Annotated in this window: 18 protein-coding genes; 4 read left to right on the plus strand and 14 right to left on the minus strand. The window is 36.7% G+C overall.

The features are described 5' to 3' along the window. Positions 1 to 184 precede the first annotated feature (184 nt). From cyoE to MT390_RS17290, 6 genes are all read right to left on the minus strand, one after another. On the minus strand, positions 185 to 1,069 hold the full coding sequence (gene cyoE, locus MT390_RS17265) for a heme o synthase (RefSeq protein WP_166370497.1): 885 nt from the start codon (positions 1,067 to 1,069) through the stop codon (positions 185 to 187). A 132-nt stretch (positions 1,070 to 1,201) separates the two neighbouring features. Beyond that, positions 1,202 to 1,531, minus strand: coding sequence for a cytochrome o ubiquinol oxidase subunit IV (cyoD, locus tag MT390_RS17270; RefSeq protein ID WP_499442358.1), 330 nt, complete (start codon positions 1,529 to 1,531; stop codon positions 1,202 to 1,204). Next, on the minus strand, positions 1,531 to 2,151 hold the full coding sequence (cyoC, locus tag MT390_RS17275; protein WP_499442359.1) for a cytochrome o ubiquinol oxidase subunit III: 621 nt from the start codon (positions 2,149 to 2,151) through the stop codon (positions 1,531 to 1,533). Before cyoC ends, cyoD begins: the two co-directional genes overlap by 1 nt. Beyond that, positions 2,148 to 4,136 carry a cytochrome o ubiquinol oxidase subunit I gene (gene cyoB / locus MT390_RS17280; protein ID WP_499442361.1) on the minus strand — a complete coding sequence of 663 codons (1,989 nt, stop codon included), beginning with the start codon at positions 4,134 to 4,136 and terminating at the stop codon, positions 2,148 to 2,150. The genes cyoC and cyoB overlap by 4 nt, the downstream gene beginning before the upstream one ends. A 2-nt stretch (positions 4,137 to 4,138) precedes the next feature. Next, on the minus strand, positions 4,139 to 5,050 hold the full coding sequence (cyoA, locus tag MT390_RS17285) for a ubiquinol oxidase subunit II (protein ID WP_499442407.1): 912 nt from the start codon (positions 5,048 to 5,050) through the stop codon (positions 4,139 to 4,141). Between the two features lie 353 nt (positions 5,051 to 5,403). Then, positions 5,404 to 5,829, minus strand: coding sequence for a hypothetical protein (locus MT390_RS17290; protein WP_499442363.1), 426 nt, complete (start codon positions 5,827 to 5,829; stop codon positions 5,404 to 5,406). A gap of 454 nt (positions 5,830 to 6,283) precedes the next feature. Here MT390_RS17290 and MT390_RS17295 point away from each other — a divergent pair, with 454 nt between their 5' ends. Then, complete coding sequence (locus MT390_RS17295; protein WP_499442364.1) at positions 6,284 to 6,649, plus strand: integrase arm-type DNA-binding domain-containing protein; 366 nt, start codon at positions 6,284 to 6,286, stop codon at positions 6,647 to 6,649. A 375-nt stretch (positions 6,650 to 7,024) separates the two neighbouring features. After that, positions 7,025 to 7,183, plus strand: coding sequence for a hypothetical protein (locus MT390_RS17300; RefSeq protein WP_499442366.1), 159 nt, complete (start codon positions 7,025 to 7,027; stop codon positions 7,181 to 7,183). 422 nt (positions 7,184 to 7,605) lie between these two features. On the opposite strand, the gene MT390_RS17305 is transcribed toward MT390_RS17300, so the two are convergent. The 8 genes from MT390_RS17305 to MT390_RS17340 form a co-directional block, all read right to left on the minus strand. After that, the gene (locus MT390_RS17305) at positions 7,606 to 8,661 is read right to left on the minus strand and encodes a radical SAM protein (RefSeq protein ID WP_499442367.1); all 1,056 of its coding nucleotides are present in this window, start codon (positions 8,659 to 8,661) and stop codon (positions 7,606 to 7,608) included. Then, positions 8,658 to 9,953, minus strand: coding sequence for a glycosyltransferase (locus tag MT390_RS17310; RefSeq protein WP_499442369.1), 1,296 nt, complete (start codon positions 9,951 to 9,953; stop codon positions 8,658 to 8,660). The genes MT390_RS17305 and MT390_RS17310 overlap by 4 nt, the downstream gene beginning before the upstream one ends. Further along, positions 9,950 to 10,867, minus strand: coding sequence for an NAD-dependent epimerase/dehydratase family protein (locus MT390_RS17315; RefSeq protein ID WP_499442370.1), 918 nt, complete (start codon positions 10,865 to 10,867; stop codon positions 9,950 to 9,952). Before MT390_RS17315 ends, MT390_RS17310 begins: the two co-directional genes overlap by 4 nt. A 22-nt stretch (positions 10,868 to 10,889) precedes the next feature. After that, positions 10,890 to 12,476: a carbamoyltransferase C-terminal domain-containing protein gene (locus tag MT390_RS17320; RefSeq protein WP_499442372.1), complete on the minus strand. Its 1,587-nt coding sequence runs from the start codon at positions 12,474 to 12,476 to the stop codon at positions 10,890 to 10,892. Next, a complete protein-coding gene (locus MT390_RS17325; RefSeq protein WP_499442373.1) occupies positions 12,470 to 13,750 on the minus strand; it encodes a histidine phosphatase family protein in 1,281 nt (426 codons plus the stop codon). Before MT390_RS17325 ends, MT390_RS17320 begins: the two co-directional genes overlap by 7 nt. Before the next feature lie 133 nt (positions 13,751 to 13,883). Continuing rightward, a complete protein-coding gene (locus MT390_RS17330) occupies positions 13,884 to 14,183 on the minus strand; it encodes a hypothetical protein (RefSeq protein WP_499442374.1) in 300 nt (99 codons plus the stop codon). Positions 14,184 to 14,202: 19 nt separating this feature from the next. Next, on the minus strand, positions 14,203 to 14,382 hold the full coding sequence (locus MT390_RS17335; RefSeq protein WP_499442375.1) for a hypothetical protein: 180 nt from the start codon (positions 14,380 to 14,382) through the stop codon (positions 14,203 to 14,205). Continuing rightward, entirely contained in the window at positions 14,379 to 14,528 is a 150-nt protein-coding gene (locus MT390_RS17340; protein WP_499442376.1) for a hypothetical protein, read from the minus strand. Before MT390_RS17340 ends, MT390_RS17335 begins: the two co-directional genes overlap by 4 nt. 316 nt (positions 14,529 to 14,844) lie before the next feature. On the opposite strand from MT390_RS17340, the gene MT390_RS17345 reads away from it, so the two are divergent. Then, positions 14,845 to 16,668, plus strand: a complete 1,824-nt coding sequence (locus MT390_RS17345; RefSeq protein WP_499442378.1) for a sigma 54-interacting transcriptional regulator — start codon at positions 14,845 to 14,847, stop codon at positions 16,666 to 16,668. Between the two features lie 599 nt (positions 16,669 to 17,267). After that, positions 17,268 to 18,209, plus strand: coding sequence for a ribosome biogenesis GTPase YlqF (gene ylqF, locus MT390_RS17350; protein WP_166370509.1), 942 nt, complete (start codon positions 17,268 to 17,270; stop codon positions 18,207 to 18,209). The last annotated feature ends 63 nt before the right edge of the window (positions 18,210 to 18,272 follow it).

Raw genomic sequence — 18,272 nt, forward strand, 5'->3', positions numbered from 1 at the left:
ATTATTTTAAATAACCTTAACTATCAACTATCAACTATCAACTATCAATCGTCATAGCGACCAATCATGTTAGTTATTAATCATCTTAATAAGCAATAATGTAATTACTAGGCGTGTTAGTTACTAGCAATGATAAGGATTAGCAATGGCAAGGACTAGCTTGCACTGTCAAAACGCCTTTAACTCAATTGAACAGCGCGAATTGCGGAGCAATCATTTGATAATCCATCGCCATCGCAATACTCAATGCAGTAATATTAACAATAGAAAAACCGAACACTTGTCGAGCCCAACCAATCACATCAATATCACGACGATAACCGCGTAATGCCATTAACAACCACCAAAAACTAGTCGTACAAGCAACCGCCATAAAGGCCGCGCCAGTATATCCACCAATAGGCAATAACATCACCACTAACGCATAGATGGCAATATAAAGCACAATATGACGTTTTGCTTTATCAATTCCCTTAGCTACCGGTAGCACTGGAATATTCGCAGCTTGATAATCTTTAAAGCGAAAAATAGCGATCGCATAAGAGTGTGGCATTTGCCATAAACTAAACATCACTAATAATATCAACGCCTCCATATCAAAGCGCCCTGTTACTGCGCAATAGCCAACCACAGGTGGCACAGCGCCGGATAAACTACCGATAAATGTGCCATAAATAGAGTTACGTTTCATATAGAGGCTATAAACACCCACATAAATAACATAACCAAATACAGCAAAAAATACAGCAGCCGACGTTGTATAAGCAATCAATAAACCAAAACCAATCACCCCTAATACAACACCGTGGCATAAAGCTGCTAGCGCAGACATCTCGCCAGTCACAGTTACTCGCGTACGCGTGCGCGCCATTTTGATATCAATATCTCTATCAATCACATTATTAATGACACACCCAGAAGCAATCACAAAAGATAAACCTAATAATGTTGCGATCATCAACCATGGATCAATATCACCACGTGACGCGAGTAAAAAACCACCCGCCACACTGATAAAATTCCCCATAATGATACCCGGCTTGGTCACACTCCAATAACGACGAAACATCTTTAACCTCTTTTTTGCCATCTATAACTCGGTTTAATACGCTTTACTAAGTTTGTAAACTTTTACGTATCCTAGTATCAACTCTGATTGAAAATAACCCTGCAACAAACGATTGCCGCAGGGTTGATTAATTTAATACATCATCATTGCGTTTGATGCATAAATAATCCAAACAGATAATCCCACTACCATAATGATAATCATCGCACTGAACAGGAATGAGAAGCTGTTTAAACGACCGTTTTCGGTAATAAAATTAAGGTGTAAAAAGTATTTCAAATGCACCCAAATTTGTACTATTGCTAAAATAACAATGCTCCACAGAGTGGTGACTTTTGAAAAGTCTCCACTGATCACCACATAAAATGGAATGGCAGTTAAAATAACAGATAATACAAAACCAATTAGATAGGTTTTGACGCTACCATGAGAGGCATCATGCTCTATTTCGTTATGGCTCATTACATTGCTCCCATTAAATAAACAACAGTGAAAACACAGATCCAAACAATATCTAAAAAGTGCCAGAATAAGCTTAAGCAACTCAAACGAGTCACTGTTGCATTGCCAAGACCACGACGAGCAACTTCTATTATCATTACCGTCATCCAGATCAAACCCGCTGTTACATGTAAACCATGTAATCCGACTAAGGCAAAAAATGAACTCAAGAAAGCACTTCCTTGAGGGCCATTACCATGCTCGATAAGGTGAGTAAACTCATAAAGTTCCATAGCGATGAACGAAGCACCTAAGCAAAAAGTGATCAACAACCAATTTAAGGTCCATCCCTTTTTTTGTCTTTGTGCAGCAATCATGGCAAAACCAAAAGTAATACTACTGATCAATAATGCGGCTGTTTCTACTGCTACAAAATCGAGTTCAAAGATATCTTTACCCGATACACCACCCGCTGTATTCATAAATAAAACAGCATAAGTCGCGAAGAACGAGGCAAATAACAAGCAGTCAGTCATTAGGTATAACCAAAAACCAAAAATCGTATCTCCGGAAGTATCATGGTGTTCATGATGCTCATGAGATACTGCTTTAGTATCTATTTGTGCACTAACAGTACTCATGCATTTATCCCCTTACTTGCGCTTAAATTATGGGCTTTTTCTGTTGCTAATATTTCTTGTGGTTGCACATAAAAATCGACATCTTTGCTGTAACAACGTTGGATAAAGACAGTAATACCGCCCACCAAACCTACAATCGCTAACCACCAAATATGCCAGATCATGGCAAAACAGAACGCCGTTAAAGTGATCCCCATAAATACGCCTGCCGTTGTGTTTTTAGGCATATGGATAGGTTCATAGCTCGCTTTAGTTTGATAAACTTGGCCTTTTTCTTTCATATCCGTCCATGCATCAATATCATCGATGTGTGGAATTTCGGCGAAATTATAAGACTGTGGAGGAGAAGATGTTGCCCATTCAAGTGTATGGCCATTCCACGGATCACCCGTTTTATCATCAAGGGCCTCACGGTCTCTAAAGCTCACGTACAATTGAATCACTTGGCAAATAATACCGAACATAATGATCACAGCACCCACCATGGCAATGTGTAACCAGATGTTCCAATCAGGATTATTAGTGTGATTTAAACGACGAGTCATACCGAGGAAGCCAAGTACATAAAGTGGCATAAACGCAAGGAAGAAACCAATTAACCAACACCAAAAAGCACCTTTACCCCAACGTTCGTTAAGCTTAAAGCCCATCGCTTTAGGGAACCAGAAAGTGAAACCAGCAAGGTAACCAAATACCGCACCACCAATGATCGTATTATGGAAATGTGCAATTAAGAACAGACTATTATGTAGAACATAATCAGCACCTGGAATCGCTAATAACACCCCCGTCATACCACCGACAGTAAAGGTAACCATAAATCCAAGTGTCCACATTACTGGGACAGTCATTTGTAAACGACCACGGTAAATAGTAAATAACCAGTTGAAAAGCTTCACCCCTGTTGGCACAGCGATAACCATGGTCGCCATACCAAAGAAGGAATTAACGTTGGCACTCGACCCCATGGTAAAGAAGTGATGTAACCACACGATGAAACCTAAGATTGAAATTGCACCACTTGCATAAACCATTGACGTATAACCAAATAAACGTTTACTGGTAAAGGTTGAGATAATTTCAGAGAATATACCAAAAGCAGGTAGTACTAAGATATAAACTTCAGGATGACCCCAAGCCCAAAACAGGTTGATGTACATCATGGCGTTACCACCACCATCATTAGTAAAGAAGTGGAAACCAAGGTAACGGTCAAGTGTTAGCATTGTTAACAATGCGGTTAAGATTGGGAAAGATGCTGCAATTAAAATATTTGCCCAAGTACAGGTCCAAGTGAAAATAGGCATTTTCATTAATGTCATACCTGGTGCACGCATTTTTAAGACCGTCACTAAAAAGTTAACAGATGTTAATAATGTACCCAACCCAGATATTTGTAGGGCCCAAATATAATAATCTACTCCCACTCCAGGGCTAAATGTCAGCTCCGAAAGTGGTGGATAAGCAACCCAACCTGTTTTAGCAAACTCACCAAACACAAGTGACATATTAATTAAAATGGCACCGCTGGCTGTTAACCAAAAACTTAAATTGTTTAAGAAAGGAAAAGCAACATCACGCGCACCAATTTGTAACGGTAAAATGATGTTCATTAATCCCACCATAAATGGCATCGCCATAAAGATGATCATAATCACACCATGTGCCGTAAATATTTGGTCATAATGTTCAGGCGGAAGATAACCCGGCGCACCACTGGTTGCTAATGCAAGTTGTGAACGCATCATGATCGCATCGCTGAAACCACGGAACAACATCACTAAAGCAAGAAGGATGTACATAATACCTAAACGTTTATGGTCTACGGATGTGATCCACTCAGTCCATAAAATACCCCACTTTTTATACTTTGTAATGAGTGCAAAAAGTGCAATGCCACCGATAGCGATGGCACCCATAGTGAACACTAAAATAGGTTCATGGAACGGAATGGCATCTATCGATAATTTACCTAAAAACGACATAATTACTCCTCGCCTTGGCTGTTAGCTGAGCTAACTGAATGTTCAGCCATTTCATGATGCAAATGTTTCATACTTCCCATCTCTTTATTTTTATCCATATTGCGCGAGCCATTCATACCAGCCATGTATTTCATGATAATGGTATGGAACAAGCCTTTATCAACGCTGCCGTAATAAGTCACAGGATTGTTCTCACTGGCTAAAGCTAATTGATCATAATTTGCTTTCGTTAATGAGCCCCCCTGCGCTTTAACATCACTCACCCATTGTTCAAAATCACCTTGAGTAGGTGTTGCAATCGCATTAAATTTCATACCAGAGAAACCAGCGCCACTGTAGTTAGCAGAAATACCTTTAAAGGTACCTGGCTCATTAGCGATCAAATGCAACTTAGTCTGCATACCGGCCATTGAGTAAATTTGACTACCCAACTGTGGAATGAAAAATGAGTTCATGGTGCTTTCTGAGGTGATTTTGTATTCAACCGGGACATTAGCTGGGAACACCAATTCATTGACTGTAGCAATACCTTGTTCCGGATAAATAAATAACCATTTCCAGTTTAACGAAACAACTTCAACTGTAAGGTGTTTGCCTTTACCTTCAATCGGCTTGTAAGGGTCTAAGCTATGAGTTGATTGCCAAGTCATAACGCCTAAAATAATGACGATAACAATAGGAACAGCCCAAACAAAAGCTTCTATTTTATTTGAGTGAGCCCATTTCGGGGCATAAATTTCATGAGTTTGTGTATCTCTATATTTCCATGCGAAATATAAAGTCATCACAATAACGGGGATCACGACGAGCAGCATGAGTACAGTAGCGATGATGATTAAGTTTTTCTCATCAATACCTATTTGACCTTTTGGGTCGAGCACTCCGCCTGAGCAGCCGGACAAAACCAGCACCATGCTAGCTAAGGCTATATTACAAAGGTTGCGAATTAACAATGGACTATCCTACTAATACCAATTCACATAACTAATGAAAAAGCTAACTTACTGTAGTAAATCAACTAAACACATGTAATTAAGTGAATTGATATAACCTAAAATTTAAAAGATGTTATTTGATGCACCACAGTGACTATAAAGTCGGTACATAAAACAACGGAGTAGAAATTCTCTGATATTTTTACTCAACACAAAAATTGGGTGACAAAAAATAACAGTAGATTGAATAAGGGAGGTGAATCGCAAACACATGCGGCTACAAAAAAACAAAGATGATTAAAAAACTAAAACAGCTAAGCTACAGGTAGCGATTAACCATTTACAGCTGGGGGAGCACGGCAACCGTGAATACTGAGGGAAATAAAAGATTGTAGGGTTTCGCAAAAAGAAACCGCTGTTTTACGTAACACCATCGCCGTTCGGCGTGCAGGAAAGCATAAAAATAATAACCAGCATAAACCAATTAATAGTTGACTCGACATTAATGAGTCATCAAAAAGGCTGCCACTATTAACTGACATAGACTCAGAAAAAGCCCCTTCACTTAATAGATGATTTAATTCGCTAATATCGTCAATTAAGCCATTCAACAACATGAATACATAAATGCATAATAGCGTTAAAATAGGCAGTAACTTGCGCTCCATTCCTATTGTACGGGCACTCAAACCTAATCCACTAACTGTGGATTGCGATTTAATTTGCTGACAATATTGTAGAGGAAACAGTACACTCAAAAGTTATTACCTTAATGATCCGGAAAAATCAATTAAACCTCCTACTTCATTTCCAAATATATTTGCATGATGTAAATCAACAAACTAGTAAGAAGCAAGGGAATTTTCGGCAGTATAACAAAGTCATTGAGCGCGACAAGTAGAAAAGACGTTAAGTAATAAATGAATTAATTTTCAAGTCCAATAAAGCAGTAAAAATTTGTTGCCATCAGGTTCAAATAGCTTTTTATGGCTATGGCTTATTATTAACCATTAATTACATGTCTATCTATCCGATCATCAGTTAAAATAAAAAATTATCAACATTGTACTTAAAAACCTTCCCCCGATTAACGAATTTAATTTTCAAGCAGGGTTTCAAGTCATGTTAAGCTTAAATATCAGTCATGATATAAAAAATTCCAAAGGCAGTAAAATTAAATGAGTAAAGCGAATATCCAGTGGTTTCCTGGACATGAACTGCCACTTCAACACACTTCCAGTGAGATTTATTAAACAACATAAAAATCAACAACTTAAAAAACTATTAATGTCCATTAATAAACACGACGAACTACAACTTTTAGTACCCCATGGAACGAAAGCTTGGCAATTCAAATATCGTCATTCAATCACATCAAAATACGTCAAACTAAACCTTGGAGTTTATCCTACCCTTTCATTAGTAAACGATCGTAATTTAACAAATAAATATAAATCATTATTTGCTCTGCGCTTAGATCTAAAAACCTATATTCAAGAACAAAAAATAAAAATCCAAAGAAAAGAAGCAAGTACCTTATATTCTGTAACTGAATTGTGGCACGACAGAAAAAACTAAAAGTATCAATCTAACATGCAGAAAGAGATTGGAAAATGTTAGAAAATTATATTTTCAATTTCTTTGGTAAGTAGCATATTGAAACTATTAGCCCGTTGAACTTATTTAATATTCTATAAAAATTGAGTTGAGCGGAAAATTATCAATCTTAAAACGTACTTTCCAAAGTCTAAATCAGATAATGGATTATGCCGTTGATTATACTTATATTAACGCTAACCCACTCTCACGCATTATTATGCATTTGCTAAGAACTAAGTTGAGCATATGCCGACGTTAGCACCAGTTCAATTACCAGAGTTTTTAAAACACTGAAATAATTCACAACTAAACAAATAAAAACAAGCCCCCCTCATATTGTGGTAATTACATACAATGGCACGCCCCAAAGAAGCCGTACGAATAAGATGGGGCGATATAGATACAAAAAAGAGATGTTGGAGAATTCCGAAAGAAATGAAAAATGGTAAAATCCCACTAACAGATTCAAGTATCAAAATACTTCAGATTATGTGGGCAATCTGTAGTAATTAAGGTTTTTCCAAAAAATTAGAGTGTAGGAAGCCATTTAAGCTCATATACAGCTAAGGCAGCGATTAAAGGAAGTCTTAACTATAAAGGATGGCCTACATAACTTTACATGAAAGTAGTTTTGATAGTTTATATATAGAAGCATGACTATCTATCTCAGATCAAAATGAAACAAGAGCGAGTTGTAACAGCTCTGACTTTTTTAAAAATAGAAAATCAATAATGAGTTGATGGAGTGATCATATTGAAGTAACTTAAAAAATTAGGTTTAGCAAAAAATTTTATTTTTAGGCCTACAAACAAAGAAATATATAGTCAAGTAAGAAAATTTGACCTAGCAATACCATAATAAAATGGATGCCTGCTAGATCAATTATCAACTTCCAGCAAAGCAACTGTTTAATCAAAAAAAATATTAAACTTAATTACTTTACAATCTTTTTCGGTTTTCGCATATTACAAGTTTTACAAAGCGCATTATCCATATAGCTTGTACACAAACTCTTATAAGAAGAGCTTGACCATATTTCTTGTACTGAAACATCATTTAAATTACCAAAGTCACCTAATTTTTTTCTTTGTTGATCTGGCGCACAGCAAACGTTGAAACGCCCATTTGGGTCAATCCACATTTCTTTACCAAGAAAAGGGCATTCCCCATCTGGAGCAATATTCTCAATTTGATTAGGATCTAACTCAAAGAAATTCTCTAGGAGTATTTTATGCTCATTAACTAAATTATGTTTTTCAGCAATATCATGGCATTGCTGAACGACTAGATTCCAACGTTTTATTGACTCACTGCTTTCTCGTAATGAGAATGATTTAATCTCGTCAAAATGAGCCCACAAATGATGACCTTTTACACGGTCAAAGCCTAGCTTTATCGCCATTTCTACCATTTGAGGTATCTCTGCAAGATTGAGTTCCAAAAATGTAAGCTGCATAGTGAGCTTGCAGTAATTCCCCCCGTCTTTGGCAACTTGATTGCGAACTGCAATAAAACGCTTCGCATTATCAACATGCTCGGTGAAACTGGAACGAGGCATTATTTGTTCTTGTGTTTTAGCCGTTGCACCGTTCCATGAGATTTTTACATCACTACCAATTGGCGTTATTCGACTTGCCCAATATTCGACATTTTGGTGTTTATCAGGACTTGGAAAAGTACCATTAGTAGTCAGGTTAATTTTTAAATTGAGTTCTTCGCACAAATCTAAAATCAAATCAAAGTTTCGATAAAGCAACGGCTCTCCCATCGTTGATGGAATAAGCTCAGTGATGCCAATCTCTGAAGCTTGTCTCACCACTCTTTCGAGTAGCTCCTTAGGCATATTTGGTCTTTGCGTTCCTTTACGTTTACGATCACGTTGTGACTCTGCATGTATTGAATGATCTTCGCACATGACACAATTAAGATTGCACATATCTGGATTGGTATCGATTGTCATGCGCCAAGGCATTGAAGAGGTATCGCTCATCCTAATAACCCTTTATAAATTTTTTCCATATCAATAATCTGATCTTCAATATCAGGAATATTACCATCTTCACTAAATAGGTACCCTCGCTCACCAAGTGTTGTTGCCCATGAATGATCGTCCACCAGGCGTTGCATTTGTTTAACCATATCTTCAACAGATCGGTGTTCAAACAGTAAACCGTTTACTTCATGATGCACGTACTCTGCCATTCCTCCTGTATTTCCAGTAATTATAGGTACTCTAGCTTGCTGCGCCTCATGAATAACCAATGGCGAATTTTCAACCCATATCGAAGGCACTACAATTGCGTCAACTTTATTAAAAACATCATCAACTATTTGCTGGTTTTTGTATTCCGGCATCCACTCTATTTGAGAAGACTTGTCTAAAGGTAAACTGTCTGCAATACCTTTTAATGCTTTTGTTTCTTGGCCATGGCTTCTTCCCCAAATTCGTAAGGTTGAATTACCTTTAATCATTCCAAACGCTTCTATTAATTTATGGATACCTTTTGCCGGGATATGCGTACCGATATAACCAAAGGTAAACGATTCACTTGCAATGCGAGTACGGTTTTTCATACGCTTGCGGTCGAAACCATAATCAAGATAAATGCTCTTTTCCGGAGGTAACCCGAAATCATTTTCATATCGGTGTTTAAGATATTTTGCAGGTGAGATGAACAAATCGACCTGTTCAACAACCTCTCTGATGTGCGTCATTCTTCGATCAACCCATTTTTCCCAATATGCAATATCTTCTTCTCGCTCTTCATCAGCCCCAGAGAAATAACGCGCATAACATTGCGTTGCACACTTTCTATTTACTTGCCCCTCACAAGCAGCCCATAAGTTGTTATCCTCTGAATGCATCTGCATAAACTGCCCGCGAGGGCACATTAGCCAATAATCGTGCAGGGTATAAACTATTGGCACATTACGTTTTTTAGCTTCAAAAATAAGTGACGTTGATAAGTGATTAAGATGGCCGACATGCACAATATCAGGCTTCACGTTATCGAGAACTTTTGCAAATTCCTGATCAACAACATCCATGCGATAGCGATCTTTATATCTTGGATTATTTGTTATATAGAGTTTAATCTTAGGATCATCAACATCTGTTTCATATCGCATCGCACCATCTGCTCTAAAAGGATCCTCTTCACGCGTAAATACATGCACTTCATGTCCTCTAGCAGAAAGCCCTAGACATAGCGTTTGCGAATATACCTCTGAACCTGCGTTATATCGCATTGGATAACCATGAATTACCTTTAAAATTTTCATGCTACGACCTTTTCTTTATTTACACTTAATTGAAACTTATTAACTAGCAAAGCTATTCCTTGCTCTGGAGTGATTTTTGCTTCCCACCCCAAAAGAGTTTTAGCACGTGTTGCATCCCCAACAAATCGAGCAACATCATAAGATCGTGAAGGAGCTTCTTGAATAGTGGAACTACTATTTGCAGCCTGAATAGCAAAATAAGCAGCTTCACCTAAAGTAGTTGGCAATCCGGGTAAAAAATGAATTGGAGGCAAATTCATTTCCCCAGAGTCTAATTTATCAATGACTCGCATTAGTCCATCTACAGTGTCAGATATATGCGTAAAATCAAATGTATGGTCCATTCCATCTACTCTCAATACTTCTCCTAAAACGGCAGCTCGACAAAAGGCTGGTAATACACGATCAGCATGATCATCAATACTTCCATATACATTAGCTAATCGCACAATTGAAGTCTGTAATCCTTGTTTACGTGCGAATTGAGTGGCTTCTTCCATCGCGAGTTTAGCTCGTCCGTAAACGTTAACTGGCTTCAATTCAGCGTCTTCTGTTACAGGCAATGCTACTGATTCACCATAAACTTCTCGGCTGCTTGAAACCATCACCCAAGGTTGATGATCACTTTCCAACGCCAAAGTGATTAGTTGTTTACTTGCCTCTGCATTGGTTTGCCAACAAAGATCGGGATTATTCTCCCCCCAAACAACTCTAGATACAGCGGCAAGATGAACGATACCAACACAACCTTGCATAGCTAATTTTAATCTATCCCGATCAATAACATTGCCCTTAAAGTCATTATTTTTGGCTTCAATATCTAACCCAACAGGTAAGTACCCAGCTTTCTTTAATTGCACCATTAAATGGCTACCGACAAGACCTTCATGGCCTGTTATTAGAATTTTTTTCACATTTACTCCTAAAATATAATATTTATTCAGTTAGAGGTGGACGCCACAAAAACTTAACGCCTAATTTTTTCGACTGCGTTATAGCTTGTTCAAACGTCCCAACAATGGGAACACCACGGCTATTAAATGAAGTATTAATTACTCCTTGTATTTCGTGTTGATCCCGCAGTTGTATTAATAGTTGATGAATATGTGCTGTTTCGAGTTCAGTGTCAGCGACAACCTGTGCTCTAACGGTATCGTCTGCATGAATGCAGCCAACAAAGTGCTGTTGCCAATCTTTTTTCACCTTCCAAGCACCAAGCATAAAGCGAGATAAATGCGATTTTTTTGAATACTCCATAAGCGCTAATTCGGCTGTACTCGTTAGCATAATAGGAGCAACGGGTCGATACCATTCACGCTGTTTCATGACTTCACTGAGTTGCTTTCTTAATAAAATTGAATCTGGTCTAATCAACAAACTACGATGACCAAGTGCGCGAGGACCTAGTTCTCCATTTTCCGCAAAAACCGCAACAACTTCCCCTTCAGCAATTAGCGTTACTACTTGATCTATATCTGTCACCACACAAATTCCACCAGAAGAATTAGAAAGCGTAGCCATTGTCTTACTTTCAGGGATACTTGAATTCAAATAAGCAGAGTGTATTTTTATCTCTTTACCATTTTTCCAATCAAAGAATGCGGCAGCGCCAAGTGCTAATCCACAATCACTTGGTGCAGGCGGTATAAATACCGATTCAAATTCAAGTTCTCGCTCAACTCTTACATTGGCATGTATATTAAGTGCAGCCCCGCCAGCGTAATAAAGCGAAGTAGCACCCGTTTGGATTTTAAACTTATTGATATAAGAGAGAACTTGCTCTTCAAGCTCACGCTGCATGCAACAGGCGATATCCGGCCCTCTCGAACCACAAATATCGACAGATTCGGCCTCCTCAACATACCAGTGATTATCAATCAATGACTGATGTAATATTTTGGAATACTTACCAAAGCTTGCATACCCCATTAATTTACCAGGCATCGACAGGTGATCTTTCAGTTCGATATTCAATATTTTTGCTGACAAAGGATTAGCATTGAAATTATTTACCGCCACCTTTAACTCTGGGTGCCAAGCATGATCTAAATGTTGTATTTTTTGGCCGTCAAAATACCATGCAGACGCACATGAGTTTGAAGCCCCACCATCAATATGAATAAGTAAACTATTCGCTTTAAAATTCCCATAAAAGGGTAAACAAGCTGCAATATGTCCCATTTCATGTGTCAGCACATATTGTTTATCAGTTAATTTTCTAAATATATGTTCAACCGGTAAATTCCCGTTATTTTCAAAAATAACGTTACCACCCGCACTAGAAAACTGATCACTCATAAAGTTATTCACTAAGACCCATTGAATATCTTCCTCAGAATTAAGCCATGGTTGAAGTATGCTTTCTACATACTGATCAAGCCGCCCATCATGTTTAATCCCCGTAACACGTTCTAATTCACAACAAAATAACACCTTGCCATCGCGCATTACGGCAACGCTATGATCGTGAGATCGCTGCAGTCCTAATGGATCAACCGCACCATACAATCCAATCGTTAGCATATTGATTCGTCCTTTAACCCAATCAAATGCCTAACCGATAACTTTCCTTGATCTTCAATAAAACAGATACCTTCTAAATAGTCACACCAGTCATCTCTGTCTGGCTTTTTCAATCCAAGAAAACGCATCATGCACGCCACATGTAGATCATGACTAACCAAGACAGAGATATTTGATTTATTCATTATTTTTTTAATAAAGTCACACAGCTCTTCAGATGCTTCAGCCAATGCCCGCATCCCTTTGCTTAAACCAGTCTCGAGAAAACGGTCCATAAATCCATGAAAGTCATTCATCATTTCAGATTCATGTTCAAATGTGCCATCAAAATACACACCAGGATCACCCAATATAGTATTAACATCGCTATGGCTACTTGATGGTTTCATTCCTTTTAAAATATATTGCCCTGTCTGTACACACCGAAATACTGGGCTAGCAATGACTTGAACGTCACGCAATTTGGCTATTGCTTGACCGAATACAACGGCACGTTGCTTGCCATCATCATTAAGCGGAATATCATTTCCCCAATTTGGCGTGTCTTTAGTAATTTCATATCGGTCAGAATGGCGAACTAACAGCGCAACCTTATTACCATTGCTTACAAAATTTGTAATTTCATTTAGTGATATCGAACTGTCTTTTGGCGCTACGTAGTTATATTGACCATTCTCTAACAATCGAATTAATCGCCCCTTATGATCTTCACAAAAGGCATAATTATTATAAAATGGCTCCGCACGTTTCAACCTTAAGCCATGAATAGCTTGTCCTGTTATATCAATATGAAAATAACCTTCACTATCTCTAACTACTGCACAACCTTTATGGAATGGTTCTGCGTATTCAAAACGTTGCGAATACAACCTTTGACCCTGCTCGTTGATATGGAATGCACTACTACCTTGATAAGCTACAGCTATACCATAGCGATAATCACCAACATAACTAAACCGATGTGAATACGCTTCATCACCATTATTCTTAATATGATAAAAACCTGAACGCTCCTCGACTGAACATAAGCCATCTTGGAAATTTCCAGACCATTTAAAGCGATGCTCGTGTATCACATCCCCATCAACATTAATATGCAGATACCCTTTAACATCAACAACCGTTGCAATCCCACCATAAAAACCAAATGTTTTAACAAACCGGTGAGGGTATGCTTGTTTTTCACTCGCAGTAATATGATAAGCACCAGAAGCATCAATTACAGCCGCTAACCCTTCCGGATAATGAAAACTCATTCGCTGTTGTTCATTCATTATTAACTCCTTAATTTTATTGTTAATTTACTATTTTTATTAGAAATTAATATTATTAATTTTAATAAATATGAGTATCAGTTGTTAAATACCCATATTTATCATTATGTTTAAATTGATAATAATCAGCAGTTCACTCTATAACTGATTTATTCTTGATAAGGGCTAGTTCATCAACTCCTAGATAATTGCTTATCTCGCGTTTGATTCGATGTAAATGATTAATTTCAACGTATACAATTCCTGTAACTTCAAAACCTAGGTCTTCTTTACCCAAAGGTTCCTCTTCATTAAAGGAGATATGCAAAAAGTCGGGTATGTACACTGCAGCTGCATTTAAACCAACAATTAATTCTTCAGATGCAACCTCAAAAGTAACAATATTAGCCATATTGAGATACAAACCATCGATTATTTTTAAACCTTTTCTCATGATAAATCCTTTAAATTAATTAAATTTTTTTGGTTAAATGCCAACCTTGATGATGAGGACATTCATATACATGAAGATTTACTTTTTCTTGCTTCCATATAAAACTAGCTGTTGATTTGGCTCTATTTATAGATTCATATGTAGATTTTATTTTCCCCTGACCATCAGTGCAGGTAACACAAAGTCGATGAGCATTCATTTCTTACCTCCATTGGTATTATTTGGCGTCGTATTTAACTGTTTACCACGATTCCCCATCGCTTTGGCATATTTTTGATTAGAGCCATTAACTCCTTTATTCGCATTAGGTTGGTTAGCTGTATTATTAATTACTTTCTTAGTCATGATTTGTACTCCTTAATTTATAAAAACATGAATTTACTGGTATTGATTGCATCGAATTAAATTTTTATAGAGCTAGATGCTAATTCGATACTTCTATACATAGCACTTGGCATGCCAAAATAAACAAAAGGGAAAAACAAGAATAAAAATAAAAATAAATCGTTATATTTCAAAACTTTAAGTAATAATTTATTTTTCAATTAAAATATAAAAGCTACTTACAAAAAACAAACACACATAAAGATCACTTTAATGTTAATATAAATTTACTTTTTAGTTAATTAAATTAAATTTTAATCATTAAGGTTATTTAGATATGTGCTCAGGATTTACTTTCATTACCCCTTTCTTTCAGCGTCATGGTATTGGTTTTTTAGATGTAATATTGAAGACAATCAATGATAGTCCTGGCAAATTCAGTAAGGAAGGTATTAGCAAAAACCAATATAAAGCTATGGAGGAAATACAAAATAATCCATCACTCAATAACCTTGAAAAGGTAATCTATCTATTGCCTAAAGATTATAAAAAGTGCGAAGCTGTCACATCTCGATGGAAAGAATTTAAATCCGAAGAAAAGCTAACATTAGTAAAAAGTAGCATCGAGGAAATATCTCAAAATGCACAAGAAACCCTAGAAGATCTAGATAAATTAATTAAGTACTTTGATAATAATGAAAACAAAAAATTCCCAGATTATCAGTGGCTAGAAAATAACTGGAGAAATCTGCAAGATGTATGGCATATCATCAATGAATTTAGCCTTGCTACACAAGTCAAATGGTATGAAAAAAATTCTCTTGTTTTTAACAAAGAAAAATATGAGTTTGTTTCATTAGATGTAGGCTATGCAGATTTGGAGAATGAATATAAAACAACTGCAGCTCTTAAGTCATGGTTGTCTAAATCTGAAATAACAAAAAATACTTATATTAACCTTTGGGGAACTGCCACAGCATTTCAGTTAGCCTTTCATTATTTATCTTGGTCTTCACCAATTCTAAAGCCAACCTACTTTATTAAATGCAGAACGAGTAAAACTGCGAAAGACAAAGAGCGATTTACCCCTGTCGTTATCAAATTGGCAGACAAAGATTTAATCACTCATCTAGAAGATGACAATCCAAGTGAAGAATTATCTAAAGATCAGCGAATAACATACCGATGGTTAGAACAATATAAAAATTTTAATGATAACTTTACGATTATAATACTTGGCCCGAAGGGCACCGGTAAAACTAAAGTGGTCACTGATGTTTATGGTGATGAAAATATAATATCTATTAATTGTGCTCAATTTCAAAGTAACCCTGAATTAGCTAGGAGTGAACTATTTGGTCATGTAAAAGGAGCTTTTACTGGTGCAGCAGAAACCAAAAATGGTGCGTTTTCGAGGGCCAATGGAGATGGGAGGGTACTATTTTTAGATGAAGTACATCATCTTGATAAAGCGACCCAATCAATGCTGCTAACTGCACTGCAAACCAAAGAAGATGGCAATTTCTATTTCACTCCTTTAGGTGCAAAGGACCCCAAACACTCGAACTTTCAACTAATAGTTGCAAGTAATGCAAAAGAAGATGAATTAGATAATTTGATCTTGCCAGATTTATTCGATCGAATTAGTCAACGGGTGCTTAAAATTGATGCGCTGAAACCTGGGGAATCAATTTCAAAAGAATTTAATAACATCTGGAAAAAAATGAAGTTTATGGGCTCTCATAAAATTCATAATCCAATATTAGAAACTAGCGATATTTACTTTCAGCCCGACTTTAAAGCTTGGTTAACAGATACAAAAAGAGACTTTAAAGGTAATTATCGAGACTTAGAGAAAATATCAATCCTATGTGCAGACTATCAACGCTGCTTAGACGATACCTTCCTAATTCAAAAAGATACTTCTTTGGTTGACTATGTAAGTGACAATTGGAGAGTGCCATCGAAGAAAAAAGAGATTTCTCTGGAAAATTTCTTAAATGAAAATAATCAATTATCATTGAAAGACATCACCAACGAGTTTAAAGCCAAATTAGCAAGATCAGCAGAATATCTCTGTGGCGACCAAAAAGAAGCAGCAAAAATGCTTGGAATAACAGCTAAAACTCTAATAGATATAAAAAAACGGGATGCTTTATAAAAGGTAGTGTTCAAAAAACTATCACATAGCCCCTTCACCCTTAATATCTTACAATAGCTCTATACGCATCAAGGGGGAGATTTCATTAATTCAACTATCTTGTACGCTGTTATTCCGTAAAAAGGAACTTCAGCACAATTATCTTAACGATCAGCTTACGGCATAAAGTTTAGCAAAGAATCATTTTACAAACTAACTTGAAGTACTAAAAAACAAAGATGCACTTCAAAAGTCAAAAGAATTACAAGATAGGCACTTAAAACTGATATGCAAATATAAAGTAATATTTGAGAAGATTGAGTTTAAAAGTAAAGATTCCCCCCTAAACAAAATCAAAAAATTAATGTCATCTACCAAAGTAAACATGTTCGATTTTAGCCTTAAAGCAAACCCTTAATCGAGTTTTTAAAAATAAGCTATCAGCTAATAAAATAATACATAGAATTTGCAAGAGAGGAGAGTTCCACCTAATTAAATGTATATCTTATCTTTCATCAGTTACACTATCCCTGATAAATAATTAAATTAAGCAAACTCATTTAGTACCCCACATAGTACCCCATGAGTAACGCACAGAACAAAAAAGGCAGTAAAATTAAATGAGTAAAGCGAATATCCAGTGGTTTCCTGGACACATGCACAAAGCACACAAACAAATTCAAGAAGTACTTCCACAAGTTGATATTATTATTGAAGTTGTTGATGCACGTATCCCTTACAGTAGCGAAAACCCACTGATAGCAGCTATTAGAAAGAAAACGCCTTGTATTAAAGTATTAAATAAAGCGGACCTTGCGGATCCAGAAATTACCGCCAGATGGATTGAGTATTTAGAACAAGATCAAGATGTAAAAGCGATTGCCATTACCACTAGCAAACCTGAGCAAGTGCATCAGATCACTAAACTCTGTGAAAAGATGTTACCTAATCGATTAGGGCAAGATAAACAAATTCGAGCCATGATCATGGGTATTCCTAATGTAGGTAAATCCACCATCATTAATATTTTAGCTGATCGTATTATTGCTAAAACGGGTAATGAACCTGCAGTGACTAAAAATCAGCAACGTATCCGCTTACCAAGTGGCATTATGTTGTCCGATACACCAGGTTTTTTATGGCCTAAAATTGAGAATGCAAATTCTGGTTATCGTTTAGCGGTAACGGGAGCGATTAAAGATACTGCTATTGAGTATGAAGATATTGCATATTACGCAGCGGAATATTTAATAAAACACTATTTGCCTCGTTTACAGCAGCGTTATGAGTTTGAGGAAACTCCGCAATCGGACCATGAGTTAATGGAACTGATTGCTAAACGTCGTGGTGCATTGCGTGCAGGTGGGCATTTTGATATCTACAAAGTATCAACAATCCTGTTAAACGAGCTGCGTTCTGGCGCATTAGGTTTATTAAGTTTAGAAATACCTGAAATGGTGGCGGTTGAAAAACTGGAAGTTGAAGTGATCATGGCAGAAAAACTGAAAAAGAAAATTGAAGTTAAAGAAGCAAGAAGAAAAAGATACAAGAAAAATAGATAATATCGATAACTTCTTACTATGCGAATTAACGCTAAAGTGTTTAAGCATGAGATAGGAAAATAT

It is taken from the genome of Vibrio sp. 2-Bac 85 (genome assembly GCF_037546705.1).
Taxonomy (GTDB): Bacteria; Pseudomonadota; Gammaproteobacteria; order Enterobacterales; family Psychromonadaceae; genus Psychromonas.

Excerpts from the sequence above, each read along its gene's own strand:
- cyoE (WP_166370497.1), bottom strand. The coding sequence starts at position 1,069 with ATGTTTCGTCGTTATTGGAGTGTGACCAAGCCGGGTATCATTATGGGG.
- cyoD (WP_499442358.1), bottom strand. The coding sequence starts at position 1,531 with ATGAGCCATAACGAAATAGAGCATGATGCCTCTCATGGTAGCGTCAAA.
- cyoC (WP_499442359.1), bottom strand. The coding sequence starts at position 2,151 with ATGAGTACTGTTAGTGCACAAATAGATACTAAAGCAGTATCTCATGAG.
- cyoB (WP_499442361.1), bottom strand. The coding sequence starts at position 4,136 with ATGTCGTTTTTAGGTAAATTATCGATAGATGCCATTCCGTTCCATGAA.
- cyoA (WP_499442407.1), bottom strand. The coding sequence starts at position 5,050 with ATGGTGCTGGTTTTGTCCGGCTGCTCAGGCGGAGTGCTCGACCCAAAA.
- MT390_RS17295 (WP_499442364.1), top strand. The coding sequence starts at position 6,284 with ATGAACTGCCACTTCAACACACTTCCAGTGAGATTTATTAAACAACAT.
- MT390_RS17300 (WP_499442366.1), top strand. The coding sequence starts at position 7,025 with ATGGCACGCCCCAAAGAAGCCGTACGAATAAGATGGGGCGATATAGAT.
- MT390_RS17305 (WP_499442367.1), bottom strand. The coding sequence starts at position 8,661 with ATGAGCGATACCTCTTCAATGCCTTGGCGCATGACAATCGATACCAAT.
- MT390_RS17310 (WP_499442369.1), bottom strand. The coding sequence starts at position 9,953 with ATGAAAATTTTAAAGGTAATTCATGGTTATCCAATGCGATATAACGCA.
- MT390_RS17320 (WP_499442372.1), bottom strand. The coding sequence starts at position 12,476 with ATGCTAACGATTGGATTGTATGGTGCGGTTGATCCATTAGGACTGCAG.
- MT390_RS17325 (WP_499442373.1), bottom strand. The coding sequence starts at position 13,750 with ATGAATGAACAACAGCGAATGAGTTTTCATTATCCGGAAGGGTTAGCG.
- MT390_RS17330 (WP_499442374.1), bottom strand. The coding sequence starts at position 14,183 with ATGAGAAAAGGTTTAAAAATAATCGATGGTTTGTATCTCAATATGGCT.
- MT390_RS17335 (WP_499442375.1), bottom strand. The coding sequence starts at position 14,382 with ATGAATGCTCATCGACTTTGTGTTACCTGCACTGATGGTCAGGGGAAA.
- MT390_RS17340 (WP_499442376.1), bottom strand. The coding sequence starts at position 14,528 with ATGACTAAGAAAGTAATTAATAATACAGCTAACCAACCTAATGCGAAT.
- MT390_RS17345 (WP_499442378.1), top strand. The coding sequence starts at position 14,845 with ATGTGCTCAGGATTTACTTTCATTACCCCTTTCTTTCAGCGTCATGGT.
- ylqF (WP_166370509.1), top strand. The coding sequence starts at position 17,268 with ATGAGTAAAGCGAATATCCAGTGGTTTCCTGGACACATGCACAAAGCA.